General features: G+C 70.2%; 16 protein-coding genes. 11 read left to right on the forward strand and 5 right to left on the reverse strand.

Features of this window, described 5'->3' with window-relative positions:
- Nucleotides 1-88: 88 nt before the first annotated feature.
- On the reverse strand, nt 89-1,216 hold the full coding sequence (locus ACFPA8_RS04420; RefSeq protein WP_386442500.1) for a glycoside hydrolase family 15 protein: 1,128 nt from the start codon (nt 1,214-1,216) through the stop codon (nt 89-91).
- Nucleotides 1,217-1,490: 274 nt separating this feature from the next.
- Here ACFPA8_RS04420 and ctaD point away from each other — a divergent pair, with 274 nt between their 5' ends.
- The 4 genes from ctaD (at nt 1,491) to ACFPA8_RS04440 (ending at nt 6,313) form a co-directional block, all read left to right on the forward strand.
- Nucleotides 1,491-3,203: an aa3-type cytochrome oxidase subunit I gene (gene ctaD, locus ACFPA8_RS04425; protein WP_386442502.1), complete on the forward strand. Its 1,713-nt coding sequence runs from the start codon at nt 1,491-1,493 to the stop codon at nt 3,201-3,203.
- Nucleotides 3,200-3,583 (forward strand): aa3-type cytochrome oxidase subunit IV, encoded by a 384-nt coding sequence (gene ctaF, locus ACFPA8_RS04430; protein ID WP_386442505.1) that lies wholly within the window; start codon nt 3,200-3,202, stop codon nt 3,581-3,583. The genes ctaD and ctaF overlap by 4 nt, the downstream gene beginning before the upstream one ends.
- A 32-nt stretch (nt 3,584-3,615) precedes the next feature.
- On the forward strand, nt 3,616-5,301 hold the full coding sequence (gene qcrB / locus ACFPA8_RS04435; protein WP_386442507.1) for a cytochrome bc1 complex cytochrome b subunit: 1,686 nt from the start codon (nt 3,616-3,618) through the stop codon (nt 5,299-5,301).
- Nucleotides 5,302-5,428: 127 nt separating this feature from the next.
- Nucleotides 5,429-6,313 carry an SDR family oxidoreductase gene (locus tag ACFPA8_RS04440; protein WP_386442510.1) on the forward strand — a complete coding sequence of 295 codons (885 nt, stop codon included), beginning with the start codon at nt 5,429-5,431 and terminating at the stop codon, nt 6,311-6,313.
- 85 nt (nt 6,314-6,398) lie between these two features.
- Here ACFPA8_RS04440 and ACFPA8_RS04445 read toward each other — a convergent pair whose 3' ends face one another.
- The 4 genes from ACFPA8_RS04445 to ACFPA8_RS04460 form a co-directional block, all read right to left on the reverse strand.
- Complete coding sequence (locus ACFPA8_RS04445) at nt 6,399-7,013, reverse strand: SAM-dependent methyltransferase (RefSeq protein ID WP_386442512.1); 615 nt, start codon at nt 7,011-7,013, stop codon at nt 6,399-6,401.
- Nucleotides 7,014-7,248: 235 nt separating this feature from the next.
- On the reverse strand, nt 7,249-8,337 hold the full coding sequence (ku, locus tag ACFPA8_RS04450) for a non-homologous end joining protein Ku (RefSeq protein ID WP_386442514.1): 1,089 nt from the start codon (nt 8,335-8,337) through the stop codon (nt 7,249-7,251).
- Nucleotides 8,338-8,402: 65 nt separating this feature from the next.
- Nucleotides 8,403-9,827: a glutamate decarboxylase gene (locus ACFPA8_RS04455; RefSeq protein ID WP_386442517.1), complete on the reverse strand. Its 1,425-nt coding sequence runs from the start codon at nt 9,825-9,827 to the stop codon at nt 8,403-8,405.
- Between the two features lie 159 nt (nt 9,828-9,986).
- Entirely contained in the window at nt 9,987-10,835 is an 849-nt protein-coding gene (locus tag ACFPA8_RS04460; RefSeq protein ID WP_386442520.1) for an SAM-dependent methyltransferase, read from the reverse strand.
- A gap of 214 nt (nt 10,836-11,049) precedes the next feature.
- On the opposite strand from ACFPA8_RS04460, the gene ACFPA8_RS04465 reads away from it, so the two are divergent.
- The 7 genes from ACFPA8_RS04465 to ACFPA8_RS04495 all read left to right on the forward strand — a co-directional run bounded on the left by ACFPA8_RS04465 (nt 11,050) and on the right by ACFPA8_RS04495 (nt 22,936).
- On the forward strand, nt 11,050-11,571 hold the full coding sequence (locus ACFPA8_RS04465) for a (2Fe-2S)-binding protein (RefSeq protein ID WP_386442522.1): 522 nt from the start codon (nt 11,050-11,052) through the stop codon (nt 11,569-11,571).
- Nucleotides 11,572-11,640: 69 nt separating this feature from the next.
- On the forward strand, nt 11,641-12,636 hold the full coding sequence (locus tag ACFPA8_RS04470) for an FAD binding domain-containing protein (RefSeq protein WP_386442525.1): 996 nt from the start codon (nt 11,641-11,643) through the stop codon (nt 12,634-12,636).
- On the forward strand, nt 12,633-14,873 hold the full coding sequence (locus tag ACFPA8_RS04475; protein ID WP_386442527.1) for a xanthine dehydrogenase family protein molybdopterin-binding subunit: 2,241 nt from the start codon (nt 12,633-12,635) through the stop codon (nt 14,871-14,873). Before ACFPA8_RS04470 ends, ACFPA8_RS04475 begins: the two co-directional genes overlap by 4 nt.
- Before the next feature lie 347 nt (nt 14,874-15,220).
- Nucleotides 15,221-15,826: a response regulator transcription factor gene (locus ACFPA8_RS04480; protein WP_386442529.1), complete on the forward strand. Its 606-nt coding sequence runs from the start codon at nt 15,221-15,223 to the stop codon at nt 15,824-15,826.
- Between the two features lie 244 nt (nt 15,827-16,070).
- On the forward strand, nt 16,071-19,397 hold the full coding sequence (locus tag ACFPA8_RS04485; RefSeq protein ID WP_386442532.1) for a GH92 family glycosyl hydrolase: 3,327 nt from the start codon (nt 16,071-16,073) through the stop codon (nt 19,395-19,397).
- A 459-nt stretch (nt 19,398-19,856) separates the two neighbouring features.
- Nucleotides 19,857-20,594 (forward strand): HAD family hydrolase, encoded by a 738-nt coding sequence (locus ACFPA8_RS04490; RefSeq protein ID WP_386442535.1) that lies wholly within the window; start codon nt 19,857-19,859, stop codon nt 20,592-20,594.
- A complete protein-coding gene (locus ACFPA8_RS04495; protein WP_386442538.1) occupies nt 20,591-22,936 on the forward strand; it encodes a glycoside hydrolase family 65 protein in 2,346 nt (781 codons plus the stop codon). Before ACFPA8_RS04490 ends, ACFPA8_RS04495 begins: the two co-directional genes overlap by 4 nt.
- Nucleotides 22,937-23,116: the final 180 nt, after the last annotated feature.

The raw sequence follows: 23,116 nt of genomic DNA on the forward strand, positions 1-23,116 counted from the left end.
GGCCGTCGCACGTCGCCCCGGCACTACGCCGCCCGGGGGCACGCCGCCGTCCGTACCGTCCCGCTCCGCAGGGGGCGGTGGCGCCCCCCTACGCGGGCGCCGAGTCGAGCTCGCCCAGCTCGTCGGCGAGGATCAGGTACATCCCGTGCGACCAGAGGAGCGGGGTGGCGTTCGGGCCCCAGCGGTCCACCCATTCGGCTTCCCGCTCCGGAGCCAACCGCCGCCCCTCGGGGGCCTGTTCGGGCAGCAGCCCGCCGTCCGTGAACTGCCCGTCGATCCAGTGCAGCAGGCGCCGGGCGTCTCCCGGCCGGCCGGTCCTCGCGTAGTGCCAGCCGAGCAGGGCCGAGAGCACAGGCCAGCGGCCGCCGCCGTAGAAGGTGTCCTCCAGGTAGCGGTGGACGCCACCTTCGTGCAGCAGATCGCGTTCGACCGCTGCGAGCGTCCCCGCCGCCAGGTCGTCGTCGACAAGGCCGAAGGGTGTGAGGGCGCTGAGCAGGCCGGCGTCCACTGCGCCGGTGCCGTCCATCCACTTGGTGAGGTGCCCGTTGCGCACGCCCTCGCGCCGCACCGTTGCGGCCACTTCATCCGCCGCCGCAACCGCCCGCGCTGCCGTGTCGCCCTGTACGAGCCCGGCATCCGCGGCGGCGCGCAGTCCCGCCTCGATCGAGGCCAGCGTCGCACCGTGCCTCCGGTGGCTGTCCTCCTCCCACCAGTCGAAGCACGGGGTGTTCCACGAGGCGGCGAGGTAGTCGCAGGCGAGCCGCGCGGCTTCGCGGTAGGGCGCGGGGTCGGCCGAACGGCGCCGCAGATGCGCGACGAGGAGGTGCAGCCAGGTGCCGTACCCGTCGAGCTGGAAGTTCCACCAGCCGGTGTCGCCCTCGTCGTCGCCCTCCAGCGTGTAGCGGGCGGGCAGCCACTCCCCCGAGGCGGGCGTACCGCCGGAGCGCAGGGTGGCGACGATGTTCTCGATGCGGCCGGCACGTGACGTGAGGACGCGCGCACACCACTGGTGGAAGGCGCGGGCGCTGTCCTCCGCTCCCGCACGGTCGGCCCCTTCGGCGATGAACGCCCCGTCACGGAACCAGGAGTATCCGTAGACCTCGAACGTGGGGCAGGCCGGATAGGCGCCGCCGGGGTGCTGGTGACGCAGGATCACCTCCAGGGCGGCACGACGGGTGCCCGGCGCTGCGTGCGGGACTTGCGGTTCGGCGGCCATCGTCGCCTCCCGTGTATGCGCTTACATAAGTGCGTTCCCGCAGCTTATCGGAGCTCGCTACGACCGGAAAGACGAGCGCTTCGAGGTGCCCCGCGCCCGCATCGCACGGAGTTCGCCGCGCGCCTGCCCGCAGCCCATGCTTCCGGGTGACCCGGAACGTGCGTACCGGCGTGGCAGCCCCGCGCCCGCCGCACACGTCTTCAGGCTCTTCCCGCATGGGTCGCACCTCGTCGGGCACTCAACGCGACGCCTGTTCGAGCGGGGAGGTCGGGCGATGAGCACGGCAGCTGAGGAAGAGGAGCAGCGAGCCGCACAGCACGCACGGCCGACGGCCACCGACCGGCGGCTCACCACCGGCAAGGCGCTGCTGCGTTACCTGACCACCACCGATCACAAGGTGATCGGCAACATGTACCTGGCCACGTCGTTCGCCTTCTTCCTCCTGGCCGGGCTGATGGCGATGGTGATGCGGGCCGAACTGACGCGGCCCGGACTCCAGTTGGTCTCCGCCCAGCAGTACAACGAGCTGTTCACCATCCACGGCACCATCATGATGCTGCTGTTCGCGACCCCGACGTTCGCCGGATTCGCCAACGCCGTGATGCCGCTCCAGATCGGAGCACCGGACGTCGCCTTCCCCCGTCTGAACGCCTTCACCTACTGGGTGTTCCTCCTCGGCGGGCTGATGGTCGTGGCCGGGTTCCTCACTCCCGAAGGCGCCGCGTCCTTCGGCTGGTTCGCCTACGCACCGCTCAACAGCTCGACGTTCACGCCGGGTTCGGGCGGCGACCTGTGGACGATGGGACTGGCGGTGGCGGGTCTGAGCACCATCCTCGGCGCCGTCAACTTCATCACCACCGTCATCTGTCTCCGCGCACCGGGCATGACGGTCTTCCGGATGCCGCTGTTCACCTGGAACGTGCTGTTCACCTCGATCCTCGCGCTGCTCGCCTTCCCCGTGCTGACCGCGGCGCTGCTGGCCCTGGAGGCGGACCGGAAGTTCGGGGCGCACATCTTCGACGCGGGCAACGGTGGGGCGCTTCTCTGGCAGCACCTGTTCTGGTTCTTCGGACATCCCGAGGTCTACATCGTCGCCCTGCCCTTCTTCGGCGTCGTCACGGAGATCCTGCCCGTCTTCAGCCGCAAACCGGTGTTCGGGTATCTGGGGCTCATCGGTGCGACGGTGGCCATCACCGGTCTCTCCGCGACGGTCTGGGCGCACCACATGTTCGCGACGGGCGGCGTGCTGCTGCCCTTCTTCTCGCTGATGTCGTTCCTCATCGCGGTGCCGACGGGGGTGAAGTTCTTCAACTGGATCGGCACGATGTGGAAGGGCTCGCTGTCGTTCGAGACGCCCATGCTCTGGTCGGTCGGCTTCATGGTGACGTTCCTGCTGGGCGGCATGACCGGGGTGATGATCGCCTCGCCGCCGCTCGACTTCCACCTCACCGACAGCTACTTCATCGTCGCCCACCTGCATTACGTCCTCTTCGGCACCATCGTCTTCGCGACGTTCGCCGGCTTCTACTTCTGGTGGCCGAAGATGACCGGCAAGCTCCTCGACGAACGGCTCGGAAAGATCCACTTCTGGACGCTCTTCACCGGCTTCCAGGGCACGTTCCTCGTCCAGCACTGGCTCGGCGAGGAGGGCATGCCGCGCCGGTACGCCGACTACCTGGCCGCCGACGGGTTCACCGTCCTCAACTCGGTCTCGTCCGTGAGCTCCTTCGTCCTGGGCCTGTCCACGCTGGTGTTCCTCTTCAACGTCTGGCGGACGGCCAGGCACGGCGAAACCGTCACCGTGGACGACCCGTGGGGGTGGGGCCGTTCGCTGGAGTGGGCGACGTCCTGCCCGCCGCCCCGGCACAACTTCCACGCCCTGCCGCACATCCGCTCCGAGTCCCCCGCCTTCGACCTGCACCATCCCCCGGACTCGCCCCGCTCGACGGGGGCTGCGAGGGGAGCTTCGAGGGGGGTGGAGCGGTGAAGACCGAAGCGGCGCTCTTCGCCGGTGTCGCGGTCTTCTTCGCCGTCGTCACGGCCTTCTACGCCGCCTTCCACCCCGAGCCCGCCGGGACGGCCGCCCTGCTCGTCTCCTTCCTGATGTCGGCGCTCATCTCCTTCTTCCTGTGGACGCAGTACAAGAGGCACGGCGCCCGCCCCCAGGACCGCAAGGACGCGGCCGTGCGCGAGACGGCGGGCCTGCTGGGGTTCTTCTCACCACGCAGCTCGTTCCCCGTCCTGACCGCCGTGGGCACCGCGCTCGCCGGGACAGGCGTCGTGTACGGCCTGTGGCTCTTCCTCATCGGCGTCGGCCTCACCGCTGCCGGCGTCGCCGGTTTCGTCTTCCAGCACAACGACCGCTGAGTCCGCACACGACACGAGAGGGAGGGCGGCACATGCTGTTGCCGCGGAGGCGCGCGGGAAGCGGATCAGGGCGGCGTGCGGACAGCGTGCGAGCCGGACGCGGGCGGACGGGCCGGGAGCCGGCCGAGCCGGCGACACGGGCCGGACGCGCAGCCGCGAGCGGCTTCCGTCATCTCGACGACCGGCTGCCCGCCGCGGCGGGGGGCTCGCTCGTCCGCAAGGCATTCCCCGACCACTGGTCGTTCCTGCTCGGTGAACTGGCCCTGTACAGCCTCGTGTTGCTCATCCTCACCGGCACCTTCCTGACGTTCTTCTTCCATCCCGGTGAGCGCGAGATCCCCTATGACGGCTCGTACCTTCCGCTCAACGGCGTGCTGGTCTCCGAGGCATACGCCTCGACGCTCGACATCAGCTTCGACGTACGCGGCGGACTGCTCATCCGCCAGGTCCACCACTGGGCGGCGCTGGTCTTCGTGAGCGCCATCGGCGTGCACATGATGCGGGTCTTCTTCACCGGCGCCTTCCGCAAGCCCCGGGAGATCAACTGGGTGGTGGGGGTGACCCTGTTCGTCCTCGCCGTCGCCGAGGGGTTCTGCGGCTATTCGCTGCCGGACGATCTGCTCTCCGGCACCGGCCTGCGCGTCGTGCAGAGCCTGCTGCTGTCGATTCCCGTCGTGGGCACCTACCTGAGCTTCTTCCTCTTCGGCGGCGAGTATCCGGGTGAGGACATCATCACCAGGCTGTACGTGACGCACATCCTCCTCATCCCCGGGCTGCTCGTCGGCCTGGTCGTGCTCCACCTGATCCTCGTCGTGCACCTGAAGCACACGCAGTGGGGCGGGCCGGGCAGGACGGAGAAGAACGTCGTCGGGCAGCCGATGGTCCCCCAGTTCACCGCCAAGTCCGCCGGACTGTCCATGATCGTCTTCGCCGTGCCGACCCTGCTGGGGGGCATGGTGCAGATCAACCCGGTCTGGGCGTACGGGCCTTACCGCACCGACCAGGTCAGCACCGGTGCCCAGCCGGACTGGTACGTGGGCTTCCTCGAGGGAGCGCTGCGTCTGATGCCGCCGTTCGAGACGCAGGTGTGGGGCCACACGTTCATGTGGAACGTCCTCATCCCCACGGTGGTGCTCCCGGCGCTGCTCTTCCTCGCCCTCTATCTCTACCCGTTCCTGGAGAAGTGGGTGACCGGCGACGAAGCCGAGCACCATCTGTGCGACCGGCCCCGGGAGCGTCCGACCCGTACCGCCCTGGGCGTGGCGGGCATCACCTTCTACGCCGTGCTGCTCCTCGCCGGCGGCAACGACGTGCTCGCGGACGTCTTCGGCGTGTCACTCAACGGGCTGACGTGGTGCTTCCGCGGATTCCTCGTGCTGGGTCCCGTGCTCGCGTTCATGGTCGTCAAACGGCTGTGCCTGGCGATGCGCGCGCACGACCTCGAACGCGCCTACGCGGGTGAGGAGACGGGCGAGGTGCGGCAGGGCGTGGAGGGCCGCCTCGAGGAGACCCGCCGTCCCGTCTCGCCGCAGGAGCGGTACACGCTGCTGATGCGGCAGGCCCCGCGCCCGATCGAAGCTGCGCCCGTTCTCGGCGACGGCTCGGGCGACGGCGACGGCGACGGCGCGGAGGGCCGTACGGACGGGCGCGCGGCGACGCGCACGCAGCGGCTGCGACTGGCCCTCAGCCGCTGGTACCACGAGGACCGCATCGAGTGAGACAACACCGGCCCGAGCAGGGCGGATCCGGCCGAACCGCCTGGCAGGTGCGCTGTTAGCGCCAGGATTCCACGGGTACTCCGGGCCCTTCCCGACCATGTCCCTCTCGGCACTGGAGGCACCCCGCATGTCCGGATCCGGCACGGAGCACCCCAAGCACCGGCAGCCCGAGCCCCCCTTCCCCTCGCAGGACGACGAGCATCCGGGCTACACAGGGCGCATGGAGCCGCGTCCCGACCACGGCGAGGACAGCTATCGGGGCAGCGGCCGCATGCAGGACCGCAGGACGGTGATCACCGGTGGGGACTCCGGCATCGGCCGGGCAGTGGCCCTGGCCTTCGCGCGCGAGGGCGCCGATGTGCTGCTGACGTATCTGCCGGAGGAGAAGGGCGAGGCGCAGGAGACGGTGCGCCTCGTGGAGGCGGCCGGGCGCAGGGCCGTACCTGTGCCGACAGACATCAGGAAGGAGTCGGAGTGCAGGCAGATCATCGACACGGCCGTCGACGAGTTCGGCCGTATCGACGTCCTCGTCAACAACGCCGCCTACCAGATGTCACGTCCCGAAGGACTGGACGCGATCCCCACGGAGCAGTTCGACAGGGTCGTGCACACGAACCTCTACGGCATGTTCTGGCTGTGCAAGATGGCGCTTCCCCACATCCCCGAGGGCGGCAGCATCATCAACACGACCTCCGTGCAGGCGTACAAGCCGAGCCCGCACCTGCTCGACTACGCGATGACGAAGGGCGCGATCGTCACGTTCACCCAGGGGCTCGCCGGCAATCTCGCCGAGCGCGGCATCCGCGTCAACGCCGTCGCTCCCGGTCCCGTCTGGACGCCGCTCATTCCCGCGACGCTCCCCGACACCACCGAGTTCGGCAAGCAGAGCCCGCTGGGGCGTGCCGCGCAGCCCGCCGAGATGGCGCCCGCATTCGTGTTCCTGGCGTCGCAGGAGGCCGGTTACATCACGGCGGAGATCGTCAACGCCACGGGCGGCACACCGCTGCCCTAGGACCGGACCGGACCGGACCGGACCGAACCGAACTGGACCGTACTGGGCTGGACCGGGCGGGGACTGCCGGCGCGGAAGCCTGCACTCACAACAGCCCTTCCCGCGCCGCTGTCGAGAGCATCCGGCCGCCGCCGTCGGGGCGTCCGAGGACGTGCAGCGTGAAATCGGGGTCACGGCAGTCGGTCAGCAGGGTCAGGCCGGGTATCGCACTGAGCACGGGGGCGAGGGTGCGGCCGGTGCGGTGGTGTTCGGGCGCCGGATGGTTCCAGTGCACGGCGACGAGCGTGCCCCCGGGTTCGAGCGCGTCGACAGTGCGTGTCAGCACTTCGCGCAGGGTCAAGTCGTCGAAGTAGTAGAGGAGTTCGGAGAGCACGATCAGCTCGAAGCGGCCGTCCGGCCACTCCTCGGGGATGGTCAGCTGCGTTACACGCACGTGCGGCATGTGGCGGGTGCGGGCAGCGGTCAGCTCGGCGGCCGCCGCGACCCGGTCGGTGGCCAGAAGGCTGTCGCAGCGCTCCGCCAGCCGGCCGGTGAGCACGCCCACCGAGCAGCCGGGCTCGAAGGCGGTGCGGTACCGGCGCTGCGGGAGGGCCGCGAGGGTGTGGTCGTACTTGCGCTGCGCGTACCACTGCTCCGTGACGCTCCACGGGTCGTGCGAGTCGCTGTACAACTGCTCGAAGTAGGCGTTGGGCGTGTTCATCGACGACCACCTCGCGTGCGTGCTGCGCATCCGGTGCCCCGCTGCGGACGCGCAGCGGGGCTCCCCAGAGCTTCGCATCGCGTGACGAAGGTCGCATCTCCGGCGGACGGGGCGCCTGCGGCGACCGGCACGGCGTGACTCCGTCAGGGTGAGGGCGCCTCGCGACGGGCAGGAACAGACCGCACAGGGACGGAGCGCGGCGCCGGGCACGTCCCCCCCGACGGCGCGGCTCCCGTCATGAGGCCGCCTTCGCGGCGGTGCGCTGCCCGTCGGCGACGGCCTCGATCAGCTCGGACCGGTTCATCTTCGAGCGGCCCGGGATCTCCAGCTCGCCGGCGCGCTCGTACAGCTCCTGCCTGCTCATGCTCTCCAGCTCGCTGCGGACGCCCCGGCCGCGGGTGGCGCCCTTGCCGGCCGCGGCCTTCGGGCTGCGGGCCTTCCCGCCGCTCCCCCTGCCCCCGGCCTTCGGAGCGCCGGTCCTGCCGCTGCCGGTCCTGCGGCCGGAGCCGCGGGACGCGGGTCCGCCGCCACGGGACGTACGTCCGGTGCCCGCCTGGTCGAGGCTCCGCCTGAGCGCCTCCTCCAGGTCGACCACGTCGGTCGCCCCGGGCGGCTCCTCCTCCGTCACGATCTCCTTGCCCTCGCGCTTCGCCTCGACGAGTTCGTGCACCTTCGTCGCGTAGGTGTCCTCGTAGTCCTCGGGCCGCCAGTCGATCGCCATCGCGTCGATGAGCTGTTTCGCACTGCGCAGCTCCTTGCCGGGCACGGCCTCACGCTCGGGGAGCCGGGGAAGCTCCCGCCGCGGGTCGCGCACCTCGTCCGCCCAGTGCAGGGTGTGCAGCTCCAGCACCTCGTCCTGGGCACGCAGCGCCACCAGATACTCCCTCGCGTGCATCACGAAGGTCGCGACTCCCGCTTTGCCCGTCTCGGCGAGTGCGCTGCGCAGCAGCCGGTAGACCTTGCCGTACTCCTCGCTCCGCGGCGCCAGGTAGTACGTGCGGTCGAAGAACGCCGGTTCCACGTCCTCCAGGTCGACGAAGCCGCTGACCTCGATGACCTGCGACTTTCCGGGAGCGATCTCGTCCAGCTCCCCGGGTTCGACGACGATGTACTCGCCGTCCCCCAGGTCGTAGCCCTTGACGATGTCCTGGTGGTCGACCTGTCTGCCGGTGCGCTCGTTCACGCGCCGGTTGCGCACGCGGTCGCTCGTGCCGCGTTCCAGCTGGTGGAAGTGGAGGGTGTGGTCCTGGACGGCGGCGAACAGCTGCACGGGAACGGTCACCAGACCGAAGGTGATCACCCCGCTCCAGATCGGGCGTGCCATCTCGTCGTCTCCTTCCGGCCGTGTGCGGGACTGAGCGGGGGCGTACGGCACAGACGCCGTACGCCTCAGTGGTGGAACGCCGTCGCGACGGAGACCGGACGCTGCAGGGGCCCCTGCTGCGCACGCAGTTCGGGCAGCAGCGCGCGGAGGTCCTCCTCGAACAGTTCGCCGAGGTCGGCGGTGAACCCGTTGCGGCACACCACCCGCAGGACGGCCAGGTCCTCACGGTGCGGCGGGAGGGTGTACGCGGGCACGAGCCAGCCACGCTCACGCATGCGCCGCGACACGTCGAAGACGTCGTAGGCGGTGATGTGGGGGGCGGTGGTGAAAGCGAAGACGGGGAGCTGCTCACCGCGCGTCAGCATGCGGAAGTCCCCTGTGGCTTCGACCCGTTCGGCAAGCGTCCGGGCGACGTCGCGAGCGCTCTGCTGCACGGCGCGGAAGCCGCTGCGCCCCAGCCGCAGGAAGGTGTAGTACTGCGCGGCGACCTGCGCGCCGGGCCGGGAGAAGTTCAGCGCGAACGTCGGCATGTCCCCGCCGAGGTAGTTCACCCGGAAGACCAGCTCCTCGGGCAGGGCGTCGGCACTGCGCCACAGCGCCCAGCCCACACCGGGATAGACCAGGCCGTACTTGTGACCGGACGTGTTGACCGACGCCACGCGCGGCAGCCGGAAGTCCCACACCAGGTCCGCGTCGAGGAACGGTGCCACCATCCCGCCGGAGGCGGCGTCCACGTGCACCGGCACGTCGGTGCCCGTCCGTTCCAGCAGCGCGTCCAGTGCCCGGCACACCTCGGCGACCGGCTCGTACGACCCGTCGAAGGTCGAGCCGAGCACCGTCACGACCCCGATGGTGTTCTCGTCGCACAGGTCTGCGGCGGCCTGCGGATCGATGTGGAAACGCTCGCCCTCCAGGGGGACCTGACGTGGCTCGACCTCCCAGAAGTTGCAGAACTTCTCCCAGCACACCTGCACGTTGGCGCCCATCACCAGATTGGGCCGGGCGCTCGCCGGATATCGGTCGCCGGCACGGCGCGCCCACCGCCGTTTGAGCGCCATGCCCGCGAGCATGCACGCCTCGCTGGAGCCGGTGGTGGAGCAGCCGACGGCCGCGGCCGGGTCCGGCGCGTTCCACAGGTCGGCGAGCATCGCGACGCAGCGGCGCTCCAGTTCGGCGGTGCGCGGGTACTCGTCCTTGTCGACGATGTTCTTGTCACGGCACGCGGCCATGATCCAGTCCGCCTCCGGCTCCATCCAGGTGGTGACGAAGGTCGCCAGGTTCAGACGGGCGTTGCCGTCCAGCATGAGCTCGTCGTGGACGAGGCGGGCGGCCACGCGGGGTGACATGGGGTCGTCGGGCAGCCGGTGGCGGGACGGCTCCACCCTCATGCCGGCGACGGGGTCGGCGGGACCGTAGAAGGGGTTCACCGCCGACGCGTCCCGTCGGGCAGGACGCTCGTCGGGGCCGGGCCGGCCCGGGTGCAGCGGCATCGTGGTGCGCCTCCCATGCTGCAGCCCGTCGGGCGGGACGGTTCGGCGTCGAGGAGGGCTGCCTGCCGCGAACATACGGCCATCCCCCACGAGGGGCCCGCGCGGTTGCTGCGTATGGAGGTCCCCCGGAGCGCACGGTGGCTGCCGGCCCCGGTCGCCTCAGGGTTTGACCGCCACTCCCGCCCAGAGCCCCACCGTCGCGTCGTCGACCGCTTCCTGCCCGGTGCCGATACGGGCGCCACCGGCCACGTCCGGACGCCAGCGGTGCGGGACCTCGATACCCGGCTCGACGAGGTCGAGTCCCTCGAAGAAACGGGCGAACTCCGCCCTGCTGCGCGCCTGCGCCTCGGTACCGCCGCTCTTGTAGATCTGGGCGACCTTCTTCATGGCTTCGGGGTCGAAGTCGCCGGTGCCGTGGGACAGGACGAGTGCCGACCCGGAGGGCAGCGCGTCGACGAGTTCTGCGACGCAGGCGTAGGGGTCGGACTCGTCGGGCACGAAGTGCAGCAGCGCCACCGCGCTCATGGCGACGGGCCGTGAGAAGTCCAACGTCCGTGTCAGCTCCGGCGCCTGGAGGATGGTCTGCGGCTCGGTGACGCTGGCGTGCACGTAGGCGGTACGGCCCTCGGGTGAGCTGTCCATCAGGGCACGGGCGTGCGCGAGCACGATGGGGTCGTTGTCGACGTAGACGATGCGGGCGCGCGGGTTCTCGTCCTGCACGACCTGGTGCAGGTTCGGCTCGGTCGGTATGCCCGCGCCGATGTCGAGGAACTGGTCCATCCCGTACTCCGTCGCCAGCACCCGGCCGGCCCGGTGCATGAAGGCCCTGTTGGTGCGCGCCGCGACCGGCGCGCCCGGCCAGACGGCCATGACCTGGTCACCGGCCTTGCGGTCCGCTTCGTAGTTCGACTTTCCGCCGAGGTAGTAGTCGTAGACGCGTGCCGTGTGCGGCTGATCCACCCGCAGGTCGGGCAGTCCGCCGGGGCCGCCCGTGCTCCCGTCCGTCATGTGCCAGCCTCTCCTGCCGAGCGACCGCGGGGCTTCCGCATCCCCGATGTCTCCCCCGCGTGCCGGTACGTCACACCCCGCTCACGCAGGGACGGCGCAGCTCAGGCCGGTCTCGGCTCCCGGCGCCGGCCGCCCGGCCGCCCCCTCGCGATCCGGCTGATCTTCTGAAAACTGCCCTAGTATGCGAAGAATCCACTGATTTCCGGAGGTGTGCATGTCTGTACGCGGCCCCGCCCTCACCGAGCACGGCCCGGGTCTCGAGGAGCGCGGTCCCGGGCCGGTGCCGGTCACCCTGTCGGTCAACGGGACCGAGCGGCACGTGTACATCGAGCCGCGCGTCAGCCTGCTCGACGCCCTCCGCGAGCACATGGCGCTGACCGGCCCGAAGAAGGGATGCGACCAGGGCGCCTGCGGAGCCTGCACCGTATGGACCGACGGGAGGCGCGTCCTGGCCTGCCTCACGCTCGCGGTGGCCTGCGAAGGCCGTGAGGTCACCACCGTCGAGGGGCTCTCCGAGGACGGCGAACTCCACGCCATGCAGAAGGCGTTCATCGCCGAGGACGCCTTCCAGTGCGGCTACTGCACGCCCGGCCAGATCATGTCCGCCGTGGCGCTCCTGGCCGAGGGCCACACCTCCGACGACGAGATCGAGGAACGGATGAGCGGCAACCTGTGCCGCTGCGCCGCGTATCCCCAGATCCGCGCCGCCGTCCGCGCCGTCCGCGACGGGTCCTGACCGGACGGGGCCGGCCGCCGCCGAACAGAGTCCCCCAGCAGACGACGCCTCAGGAACGGAGCACGTCCCGTGCGGCTCATCACCTACTCCCGCGCCGCCGACACCGCCGGCGCGATCACGACCGTCAGCGCCGACCCTACGAGCGACTTCCTCGCAGGCGGCACCACCGAGATCGACCTCCTGCGCCAGAACGTCCTCACCCCCCGCCGCCTCGTCGACATCAGCGACCTGCCCCTGACGGGCGTCGAGGAGGCGCCGGACGGCGGTGTGCGCATCGGCGCCCTGGCCCGGATGAGCGAGGTGGCCGCCTCCCCGCTCGTACGGGAGCGGTTCCCCGTCGTCGCCGAGGCCCTCGAAGCCGGAGCGTCACCGCAGTTGCGCCACATGGCCACCATGGGCGGCAACCTGCTGCAACGCGTCCGCTGCTCCTACTTCCGGGACGCCGTCTCCCCCTGCAACAAGCGCGATCCCGGCGCGGGCTGCTCCGCCGTCGAGGGCTTCAGCAGGGGCCACGCGGTGCTCGGCACCAGCGCACACTGCATCGCGACCCACCCCTCCGACGTCGCGGTGGCCCTCGCGGCCCTCGACGCACGCGTGCACACTCTCGGCGGGCGGGGTGAACAGGCTTACGGCATCGACGACTTCTTCCTGACGCCCGGACACACTCCGCACCGCGAGCACCCTTTGGAGCACGGCGAGCTGATCACCGCGATCGAGGTGCCCTCCGCCCCCGTCGCCCGCCGCTCCGTCTATCTCAAGGTCCGCGACCGCGCCAGCTACGAGTTCGCACTCACCTCGGCCGCCTGCGCGCTCTCGCTGGTGGACGGCACCATCGCGGACGTGCGGCTCGCGCTGGGGGGCGTGGCCACCAAGCCCTGGCGCGCACACCGCGCGGAAGGCGTGCTGCTCGGAGCGGCCGCGACCCGCGACGCGTTCGCCGAGGCGGCACGCGTGGAACTGACGGACGCACAGCCCACCGGACACAACGCCTTCAAGGTCGAGCTCGCCAAGCGCGTGATCGTACGCGTGCTGGAAACCCTCACGGCGAACGGGAGAACGTCATGACGACGGCGATCGGACAGCCGCTCACCCGCGTCGACGGCCGCGCCAAGGTCACCGGCGCGGCCCGCTTCCCCACCGAGGTCCCCGCCCCCGGCATGACCCACGCCTGCCTGGTGGGCGCCCGCATCGCCGGCGGCCGCGTCACCTCCGTCGACGCCTCGGCCGCCTGGGAGGAGCCGGGCGTGCTCGCGGTGCTCACCCACGAGAACCTGCCCAGGATCGCGGAACAGCCGCCGCTCGTGCCCTCCCTCTTCGGCGGCCCGGCACCCGGTGAGACGTTCTTCCCGATGCAGGACGACGTCGTGCACTACGGGGGCCAGCACGTCGCCCTCGTCGTCGCCGACACGCATGAACGCGCCCAGCACGCGGCCGCGCTGCTGCGGATCGAGTACGAGGAGTCGGAACCGCTCACCACCATCGAACAGGGCCGCGACCAGGCGTACGAGCCGGAGGCGATCTTCGGCGGCTTCCTTCCCGCCCGCAACTCGCGCGGGGACATCGGGGCGGGTCTCGCCGAGGCCGGCGTACGCGTGGAGGGGACGTACCGGTTCGCGGCCAACAACCACAATCCGCTGGAGACTTCGGGCAGCACGGCGGTGTGGGACGGCGACGAGCTGGTTCTCCACGACGGCACCCAGGGCGTCAACGCGACCCAGCTCACGGTCGCCGCCCTCCTCGGCATTCCGCTGTCGAAGATCCGCGTCGTGAGTCCGTACGTCGGCGGCAGCTTCGGCTGCAAGGCGATGGTCTGGCACCATCCGACGCTCGCGGCGATGGCAGCCCGCGTGGTCGGACGTCCCGTCAGACTCGCCCTCACCCGCGAGCAGATGTTCACCTCCTGCGGCCACCGCGAGGAGCAGGAGCAGCACCTCACACTCGGCGCCACCGCGGACGGGCGGCTCACGGCACTGCGCCACCACAAGCTCTCCCCCACCTCGCCGTTCGACGACTGGGCGGAGCCGTCGCTGCAGACGGCCGCGCAGATGTACGCCTGCCCGCACTACGAGGGCTCCTACCGGCTCTTCCGTGCCAACACCATGACGCCCACCTTCATGCGCGGCCCCGGTGACTCCTCCGGCATGTTCGCCCTGGAGTGCGCCATGGACGAGCTGGCCTGCCGGCTCGCCATCGACCCGGTGGAGCTGCGGCTGCGCAACTTCGCGTCCGTCGATCCCGTCTCCGGGAAACCGTGGTCGAGCAACGGCATCGAGGAGTGCTTCGCGCGCGGAGCAGCGCGTTTCGGCTGGTACGACCGCGATCCCGAGCCCCGGGCCCGCCGGGAGGGTTCTTGGCTCATCGGTACGGGCATGGCCGCGGCGGGCTATCCGGCACCCCCGCCCGGTACGCCGCAGCGCGCCAGGGCCCGGATCTACGCGGACGGCAGCGTCGTCGTACAGGCCGCGACGCCCGAGTTCGGCACGGGCGTCGCCACCGCGATGAGCCAGGTCGCCGCGGACGCCCTGGGGGTGCCCGTCTCCCGCTGCCGCTTCGAGAAGGGCGACACGGACTTCCCGGGCATCGCCGCGGCCGTCGGTTCCGCGGGTGCGGGCATGATCAGCGCCGCGGTGCACACGGCCGCCACGGCACTGCGCGAGCAGCTCGTCCGGGAGGCCGTCGCGGACAGCGGCTCGCCCCTGCACGGGACGGACGCCTCCGAAGTGGCCGTGCACGACGGCGCCATGACGGCGGGCCGCGCCTCGGAGCAGTACGCGGATCTGCTGCGCCGCAACCACCGCCCGGACGCCGAGGCATCCGGCACGTGGAACCCGCCGGGCATGGACGCGCCGTACGCCATGGCCACCTTCGGCGCCCAGTTCGCGGAGGTCGCCGTGGACCCCGAGCTGGGCCTGGTGCGAGTACGCCGCATGACCGGTGCGTTCGCGCCGGGCCGCGTCCTCAACGCGCGGACGGCGCGCAGTCAGCTCGTGGGCGGAATGCTGTGGGGGCTCGGCCAGGCCCTCCTGGAGGCCAACCACATGGATCCCGGCACCGGCCGGTGGGTCAGCACGAGCCTGGCCGACTACCTGGTGGCGGTGAACGCGGACACCCCGGACGTCGCGGTCGAACTCGTCGAGGTCGAGGACCGGATCGTCAATCCGCTCGGAGTCAAGGGCGTCGGCGAGATCGGGCAGGTGGGAGCCGGCGCGGCCATCGCCAACGCCATCCACCACGCGACGGGCCGGCGCGTCCGCAAGATGCCGATCACCGTCGAGGACCTCATGGAGGCACCGCACGCGTGACCCGCGCCGGACGACCGGTTGCGGGGCCCGCCTCGGGTCCCGCAACCGGGGCACCGGCCCGGTGGGAGGCATTCCCCTTTGCAGTCTTACGCATTGCGACTCGCAAATGCGAACTCCGCCAGGCCTTTCCCGGTTTTCGATCTTCACATACGCGTTTCGATTGGTATTGACAACTGAAACCTCCGATCCGGCTGGAAGTCGTCACTTTCAAAACGGACATACGCCTAGATCCACCCTCAGTCGGGCGGTGTGAAGTCGACACAGGCATTGACCGCTTCATTCTGAATATGAAAAAGTACGGAGGCGCTGGGCTACTGACCTGTGGGCCTCGACGGGGGACTTTACAAATGAGTACTCGTATTGTTATCGGCGATGAGAGACGTCTGTTTTCGGAAGCTATCGCTGAAACACTCAGGCACGTCAACGACTTCGATGTCGTGGAGATCGTCAATGACAGCCGGGAAATAGTCCCCACGGTCGTGCGTTTACTCCCCGCAGTCACGGTTCTCGGTTCGGTCTCGTCAAGCAGTGACGAACTCTCCCTCGCAGACGAACTGCGGGCCGTCGCCCCCCAGTGCGGAATCGCCGTCATAGGCACAGATCCCGGCAGAGGCACCATGGAGCGTGTCCCCGCAAACGGGGTTTTCAGCGTCGTTCCCGACAATGCGGGACTGACTCACCTGGTACGTGCGATAAAGAGCCTCGTCGCCAACTGCACCAGCATCGACGCCACCGTGATCCGTCAGCCCTCGCCCGCCCAGCAGTCGCTCAGCGACAGGGAGCGTGAGGTGCTGCGTCTGACCGCGGACGGAGCGCCCGTCAGGGAGATAGCGGCGGAGCTTTTCCTCTCCCCCGGCACGGTCCGCAATCTCACCTCCAGCGCAATCAAGAAACTGGGCGGCCGCAACCGTTTCGACGCCGCGTGCATCGCGAACAAACGCGGCTGGCTCTGATCTTCCGGGTGGCCCGGCCGTGCCGCTTCCCGGCCGGGCCACCCGGATTCCAAGTACGGATACTTCCGGGCGCTCTTGACATCACACGCCACGCCGACATTACTGTTCCTCTGGACCACCGTCGGACAACGATGTCAACCCCAGGAGAGAGGGTCACGTGCGGGAGCGCAGCCGAAGACTCAGCGGTCCGGCAAGGCCCACGGCCCTTCTCTCAGCGGTCCTTCTCGTGGTCACCGCGCTCGCGATGAGCGCTCAGGGCCCCGCTGTGGCGGCCCCGCCCGAGCCGGCCGCACCTGAGAGCTTCCGCTCGTCCTTCGAGCCGGACGACCCCCGCCCTGGCTGGAGGGACAGCGTCGAGACCACCCCGGGCGGCGAGAAGAAGACCAACGGCGTCGAGCGCGAGTCGGAACCCGGTTCCGAGGGGATGAGCAGCCACACGGACACCGGCCCCGCCGAGTCCCCCACCGCGAAGAAGGACGCGGGCTTCACCGGCAGGCACTCGCTGCGTTACGCGGGCAAGCACACCGCGAGCGGTCCTGGTTACTCCTACAACCGAGTCTTCGACGTGGACGTCCGGGTCACACCGCGTACGTCGCTCTCGTACAAGCTCTATCCCGAACTCCCGAAGACCGATCAGGACTATCCGGCCACCCACGCCGCCCTCGACCTCGCCTTCACCGACGGCACCTACCTGAGCGACCTCGGCGCGACGGACCAGCACGGCGCGAAGCTGACGCCGCAGGGCCAGGCAGCGGCCAGGACGCTGTACGCGAACCAGTGGAACAACCGCGAGTCGCGGATCGGCGCCGTCGCGGCGGGCAAGACGGTCGACCGGGTGCTGGTGGCCTACGACTCCCCGAAGGGCGACGCCGCCTTCCGGGGATGGGTCGACGACGTCTCCATCGCGGCGAAGGCACCCGAGAAGCAGAACGCCCACCCGTCCGACTACGTGCGGACCACGCGCGGCACGCTCTCCAGCGGCGACTTCTCCCGGGGCAACACCTTCCCCGCCACCGCGGTTCCAGGCGGCTTCAACTTCTGGACGCCCGTGACCGATGCGGGGTCCACGGACTGGCTCTACGAATACGCGCGCAAGAACAACGAGGACAACAGGCCCACCCTGCAGGCCTTCAGCGCCAGCCACCAGCCGAGCCCCTGGATGGGCGACCGGCAGACGTTCCAGGTCATGCCGTCCACGGCCGCCGGCAGGCCCGACGCGTCCCGCAAGGCCCGCGAGCTGCCCTTCAGCCACGACAACGAGACCGCGCGGCCGCATCATTACGGCGTCACCTTCGACAACGGGCTGAAGACGCACATCACGCCGACCGACCACGCGGCGATGATGCGCTTCACCTTCCCGGGTGACGACGCGAACCTCATCTTCGACAACGTCGACAACCACGGCGGCCTGACCCTCGACGAGGAGAAGGGAACGGTCAGCGGCTTCTCCGACGTCAGGAGCAAGCTGTCGACGGGCGCCACCCGCATGTTCGTGTACGCGGAGTTCGACTCCGCCGTCACCGGCGGCGGCAGGCTGGAGGGCGGGGGCGGCAAGGACGTCACCGGCTATCTGCGCTTCCGGCCGGGCCCGGACCGTACGGTCACCATGCGCATCGCGACCTCGCTGATCGGCGTCGAACAGGCGAAGGCGAACCTGGCGCGGGAGATACCGTCCGGCGCCTCGTTCTCCCGCACGCGGGACCGCGCGCAGCGCAAATGGGACGACCTGCTGGGACGCATCGAGGTCGAGGGCGCCGGCCGGGACCGGCTGACCACGCTCTACTCCAGCCTGTACCGGCTCTACCTCTACCCCAACTCCGGTGCGGAGCGGGTCGGTTCGCGGCTGCGTTACGCCAGCCCGTTCTCGGAACCGACCGGTGAGGACACGCCCACGCACACGGGCTCGAAGATCGTCGACGGCGGGATGTACGTCAACAACGGCTTCTGGGACACCTACCGCACGACGTGGCCGGCGTACTCCCTGCTCACCCCCCGTCGTGCCGGGCGGATGGCCGACGGGTTCGTGCAGCAGTACAAGGACGGCGGCTGGATCTCCCGGTGGTCCTCGCCCGGCTACGCGGACCTGATGACCGGCACCTCTTCCGACGTGGCCTTCGCCGACGCGTACGGCAAGGGCGTCGAGTTCGACGCCGAGGCGGCGTACGACGCGGCGGTGAAGAACGCGACCGTCGCGCCGCCGGAGCCGGGAGTGGGCCGCAAGGGCATGGCGACCTCGCCCTTCCTCGGCTACACCAGCACCGCGACGAAGGAGGGCATGTCCTGGGCGCTGGAGGGATATCTCAACGACTTCGGCATCGCCCGCATGGGAAGGTCGCTCTACGAGAAGACCCACAAGCCGCGCTACAAGGCCGAATCGGAGTACTTCCTCGGCCGGGCCCGGAACTATGTGAAGCATTTCGACGACAATGTCGGCTTCTTCCAGGGCAAGGACGCCCAGGGCGAATGGCGCCTTCCGCCCGGAAAGTTCGATCCGCGGGTGTGGGGCCACGACTACACCGAGACCAACGCGTGGAGCTTCGCCTTCACCGCACCGCAGGACACCAAGGGCCTCGCCAATCTCTACGGCGGCAGAAAAGGGCTCGCGAAGAAGCTGGACACCTACTTCGCCACTCCGGAGACCGCGTCGAAGGAATTCGCCGGGTCCTACGGGAACGTCATCCACGAGATGACCGAGGCCCGCGACGTACGCATGGGGATGTACGGGCACAGCAACCAGCCCTCGCACCACGCCGCCTACACCTACGACGCCGCCGGGCAGCCCTGGAAGACGCAGAAGAAGGTCAGGGACGTCCTCTCGCGCCTCTACCTCGGCAGCGAGATCGGGCAGGGCTACCCCGGCGACGAGGACAACGGCGAGATGTCCGCGTGGTACGTCTTCAGTGCGCTGGGTTTCTATCCGCTGGTGATGGGATCTCCCGAGTACGCCGTCGGCTCCCCGCTGTTCAGGAAGGCGACCGTGCACCTCGAGAACGGCCGCGACCTGGTGGTCGAGGCCCCGCGCAACAACGCCCGGAACGTCTACGTGCAGGGGCTGCGGGTCAACGGCAAGCCCTGGCACTCCACTTCGCTTCCGCACAAGCTGCTGGCCCGGGGCGGCACGCTGGAGTTCGACATGGGGCCCGAGCCCTCGAAGTGGGGCACCGGCGAGAAGAACGCGCCGTCCTCCATCACGAAGGGCGACGAGGTGCCCGCGCCACCGGGCGACGTGACGGCCCCCGGCAAGGACAAGCCGCTCCTGGACAACACCTCCGAGAGTGAAACCCCCTTCTCGGAAGCGGAGTTGGACGTCCGGCCCGGCTCGCACGACGAGCGGGTCACGTCCTACACGCTCACCTCGGCGGCGGACAGGAAGGACGCCCCTCGCCGCTGGGTGCTGGAGGGCTCCCGCGACGGGAAGAAGTGGAAGACGGTGGACCGCAGGAAGGACGAGACGTTCCGCTGGGACCGCCAGACCCGTGTCTTCGAGATCGCGGACCCCGGCACGTACCGGCACTACAGGCTCGTGCCCTCCCGCGAAGCCACGCTGGCCGAAGTCGAGTTGCTCGGCTGACGGCACGGCGGCGGGCCGGTGCCTCGACTGAGGCCGGGACGTGTGCCGTTCACCGCGGTGAGTGCTGCTGAGTGTGCTGCCGTGCCGTGTGCAGCGACCGGCCCGACGGCGCCCGCTTCCCGCGTGCGGCGGACATCGGCCTCGCCCGAAGCGTTCGGGGGCCTTCGGGCAGGAGCCTCCGTGCGGGGGTCTCCGGGCAGCATGGCTCGGGCAGCGCCGTAGGCATCCGGCTCAGTGGCGACCGGGAAGTACACCGGCTCGCGACGCCCGGCAGACCTTCCCGGCCACAGCACTCGGGCGCTCGTACCGGCGCACCGGCCGCACCCCGGAAACGGGGCCCGGCAGACCCTCCCCGCCACGGGCGCGGTGCCGTGCGGCGGTGATGCCGCCGTTCGGCCGTCACGCGAATCGCCCTTCGGGCAGGCATGCAACCGCCGCCGGGCGGGGACCCGGCTCCGCATGACGACGCCGGGCCTGCCTCAGTCAATCCGCGCCTGCCTGTTCGACCTCGACGGGGTGATCACCAGGACGGCCGTGGTCCACGCCGCCGCGTGGAAGGAGATGTTCGACGACTTCCTCGGGCGCCGCGAGGGCGACGGGTTCCGTCCCTTCGACGACGACGACTACGGCCAGTACGTCGACGGGCGCCCGCGCGCCGACGGCGTCCGCACCTTCCTCGCCTCCCGCGGCATCGACCTGCCCGAGGGATCGCCGGACGACTCCCCCGGCGAGGAGACCGTCAACGGGCTGGGCAACCGCAAGAACGAGCTGCTGCTGACGAAGATCCACGAGGACGGCGTCGAGGCGTACCCCGGTTCGGTCCGCTATCTGGGTGCGGTGCGTGAGGCCGGGCTGAAGACAGCCGTGGTCTCCTCCAGCGCCAACTGCCGGGACATCCTCGCCTCAGTCGGCATCGAGTACATGTTCGACGTCCGGATCGACGGCGTGGTGGCCCGCGAGCGCGGGCTGCCCGGCAAACCCGCTCCCGACACGTTCCTCGCCGCGGCTCAGGACCTCGGGGAGGCGCCCGCCGCCTGCGCCGTCTTCGAGGACGCCCAGGCGGGAATGGACGCGGGCCGCGCGGGCCGCTTCGGCTACGTGGTCGGAGTCGACCGCGTCGGCCAGGCCGAGGCCCTGCGCCGCCACGGAGCCGACACAGTCGTCGAAGACCTGGCCGAGCTGGAGGAAAGTTCATGATCACGCACCGCGCCTACGCCTGCGAGCCCTGGCTCCTGCGCGAGACGGCGCTCAATCTGGACGTGCTGCCGCAGAGCGAGTCCGTCTTCGCGCTCTCCAACGGCCACGTCGGCTGGCGCGGCAACCTCGACGAGGGCGAACCGCACGGGCTGCCCGGCGCGTACCTCAACGGGGTGCACGAACTGCACCCGTTGCCGTACGCCGAAGCGGGCTACGGCTACCCCGAGTCCGGCCAGACCGTCATCAACATCACCAACGGCAAGATCATCCGCCTGCTCGTCGACGACGAGCCGTTCGACGTGCGCTACGGACGGCTCCGCTCCCACGAGCGCGTACTCGACCTCCGCAACGGGCTGCTGCGCCGCACCTGCGAGTGGACCTCCCCGGCGGGGAGAACCGTGCGGGTGCGCTCGACACGCCTGGTCTCCTTCACCCAGCGCGCCATCGCCGCGGTCGCCTACGAGGTGGAGCCGCTGGACGACGAGGTCCGCGTCGTCATCCAGTCCGAACTCGTCACCAACGAGCAACTCCCCCACACCCCCGGTGATCCGCGTACGGCCGCCGCGCTGGAATCGCCGCTGGAGCCGGAGGAGAACCTCGCCTCGGGACACCGGCTGCGCCTCGTGCACTCCACCCGCCGCAGCGGACTGCGGGTCGCCGCCGCAGCCGATCACGTCGTCAACGGGCCTGATTCCACTCGCACTTCGAGTGAGAGCGGGGAGAACGTCAGCCGTCTCACGGTCACTTCGGTGCTCAAGCCGGGAGAGCCGCTGCGGCTGGAGAAGATGGTCTCCTACGGCTGGTCCAGCGTCCGCTCACTGCCCGCCGTACGCGACCAGGTCGACGCCGCCCTCGCGGGGGCGCGCAGCACGGGCTGGCAGGGGCTGGCCGATCAGCAGCGCACGTATCTCGACGACTTCTGGGGGCGTTCGGATGTCGAGGTCGACGGCGACGCGGAGATCCAGCAGGCCGTGCGCTTCGGTCTGTTCCACGTGCTCCAGGCGGGTGCCCGCGCCGAACAGCGGGCGGTCCCGGCGAAGGGGCTGACGGGGTCCGGCTACGACGGCCACTCCTTCTGGGACACCGAGACGTTCGTGCTCTCCCTGCTGACCTACACCTCGCCCCATTCGGTGGCCGAGGCGCTGCGGTGGCGTCACGACACACTGCCCGCGGCCCGTGCCCGCGCGGAGCAACTGGGCCTGCGGGGCGCCGTGTTCCCGTGGCGGACGATCGACGGCTCCGAGTGCTCGGCGTACTGGCCGGCCGGCACGGCAGCCTTCCACGTCAACGCCGACATCGCCGACGCCGTGGTGCGCTACGTCGAGGCGACGGGGGACGAGGAGTTCCAGCGGGAGACGGGCGTGCCGATCCTGGTGGAGACCGCCCGGCTCTGGCACTCCCTCGGCCACCACGACCACCAGGGCGCCTTCCACTTCGACGGAGTCACCGGCCCGGACGAGTACAGCGCCGTCGCGGACGACAACGTCTACACGAATCTGATGGCGCGGGAGAATCTGCGGCAGGCCGCGAACATCATCGAGCAGCACCCGGAGGCGGCGGCGGCGTTCGGCGTCGACGACGAGGAGGCAGCCGCCTGGCGTGACGCCGCCGACGCGGTCGCCCTGCCCTACAACGAGGATCTGCGCGTGCACGAGCAGTCGGCGGGCTTCACCGGTCACCAGGTGTGGGACTTCGCGGGGACCGCACCCGACCAGTACCCGCTGATGCTGCACTTCCCCTACTTCGATCTGTACCGCAAGCAGGTCGTCAAGCAGGCCGACCTCGTCCTCGTCATGTGCAAGCGCGGCGAGATGTTCGACGCCGGGCAGAAGGCCCGCAACTTCGAGTACTACGAGCAGCTGACCGTGCGGGATTCCTCGCTCTCGGCGTGCTGGCAGTCGGTGATGGCGGCCGAAGTCGGCCATCTGCGCCTCGCCTACGACTACTTGGGCGAAGCGGCGCTGATGGACCTCGCCGACCTGGAGAACAACACCCGCGACGGACTGCACATCGCCTCTCTCGCCGGCACCTGGATCGCGCTGGTCCAGGGCTTCGGCGGCATGCGGCACTACGACGGCCTCCTCGAGTTCTCGCCCAAGCTGCCGGAGCGGCTGTCCCGGCTCGCCTTCTCGGTACAGGTGAAGGGCCGGCGGCTGCGGATGGAGATCGAGGACTCCGCCGCCACCTACACGCTGGTGCAGGGCTCGCCGATGGAGATCTGTCACTACGGCGAGCGCTTCACCGTGATCTGCGACGAACCGCGCCGGCGGAAGATCCAGCGGCCACCGCACCGTCCCGAGCCGAAACAGCCCCCGGGACGACGGCCGGCCAGCAGGCACTGACGCCCCCGGGAGACTTCTGCTCCGGGCGGCTGCCGACAGCGCGACGCCGCGGCACAGGACGGGAGCGGGCCGGAGGAAGGTGCCGGGGGCAGCGGGTGGGATGCGGGCGGCAGGGGGCGGCCGAGCCGGTGGAGGACAGCCGCCCTTCCGTCTGCCCTCCGGCCCCTCTGTGCGTGAAAT

The sequence above is a fragment of the Streptomyces ovatisporus genome (genome assembly GCF_042653885.1).
Classification (GTDB): Bacteria; Actinomycetota; Actinomycetes; order Streptomycetales; family Streptomycetaceae; genus Streptomyces; species Streptomyces ovatisporus.

What these genes read in the sequence shown, in the direction of transcription:
- ACFPA8_RS04495 (WP_386442538.1), top strand. Translation starts at nt 20,591, where the DNA reads ATGATCACGCACCGCGCCTACGCCTGCGAGCCCTGGCTCCTGCGCGAG.
- ACFPA8_RS04475 (WP_386442527.1), top strand. Translation starts at nt 12,633, where the DNA reads ATGACGACGGCGATCGGACAGCCGCTCACCCGCGTCGACGGCCGCGCC.
- qcrB (WP_386442507.1), top strand. Translation starts at nt 3,616, where the DNA reads ATGCTGTTGCCGCGGAGGCGCGCGGGAAGCGGATCAGGGCGGCGTGCG.
- ACFPA8_RS04465 (WP_386442522.1), top strand. Translation starts at nt 11,050, where the DNA reads ATGTCTGTACGCGGCCCCGCCCTCACCGAGCACGGCCCGGGTCTCGAG.
- ACFPA8_RS04440 (WP_386442510.1), top strand. Translation starts at nt 5,429, where the DNA reads ATGTCCGGATCCGGCACGGAGCACCCCAAGCACCGGCAGCCCGAGCCC.
- ACFPA8_RS04420 (WP_386442500.1), bottom strand. Translation starts at nt 1,216, where the DNA reads ATGGCCGCCGAACCGCAAGTCCCGCACGCAGCGCCGGGCACCCGTCGT.
- ACFPA8_RS04455 (WP_386442517.1), bottom strand. Translation starts at nt 9,827, where the DNA reads ATGCCGCTGCACCCGGGCCGGCCCGGCCCCGACGAGCGTCCTGCCCGA.
- ACFPA8_RS04460 (WP_386442520.1), bottom strand. Translation starts at nt 10,835, where the DNA reads ATGACGGACGGGAGCACGGGCGGCCCCGGCGGACTGCCCGACCTGCGG.
- ACFPA8_RS04480 (WP_386442529.1), top strand. Translation starts at nt 15,221, where the DNA reads ATGAGTACTCGTATTGTTATCGGCGATGAGAGACGTCTGTTTTCGGAA.
- ACFPA8_RS04445 (WP_386442512.1), bottom strand. Translation starts at nt 7,013, where the DNA reads ATGAACACGCCCAACGCCTACTTCGAGCAGTTGTACAGCGACTCGCAC.
- ACFPA8_RS04490 (WP_386442535.1), top strand. Translation starts at nt 19,857, where the DNA reads ATGACGACGCCGGGCCTGCCTCAGTCAATCCGCGCCTGCCTGTTCGAC.
- ku (WP_386442514.1), bottom strand. Translation starts at nt 8,337, where the DNA reads ATGGCACGCCCGATCTGGAGCGGGGTGATCACCTTCGGTCTGGTGACC.
- ctaD (WP_386442502.1), top strand. Translation starts at nt 1,491, where the DNA reads ATGAGCACGGCAGCTGAGGAAGAGGAGCAGCGAGCCGCACAGCACGCA.
- ACFPA8_RS04485 (WP_386442532.1), top strand. Translation starts at nt 16,071, where the DNA reads ATGAGCGCTCAGGGCCCCGCTGTGGCGGCCCCGCCCGAGCCGGCCGCA.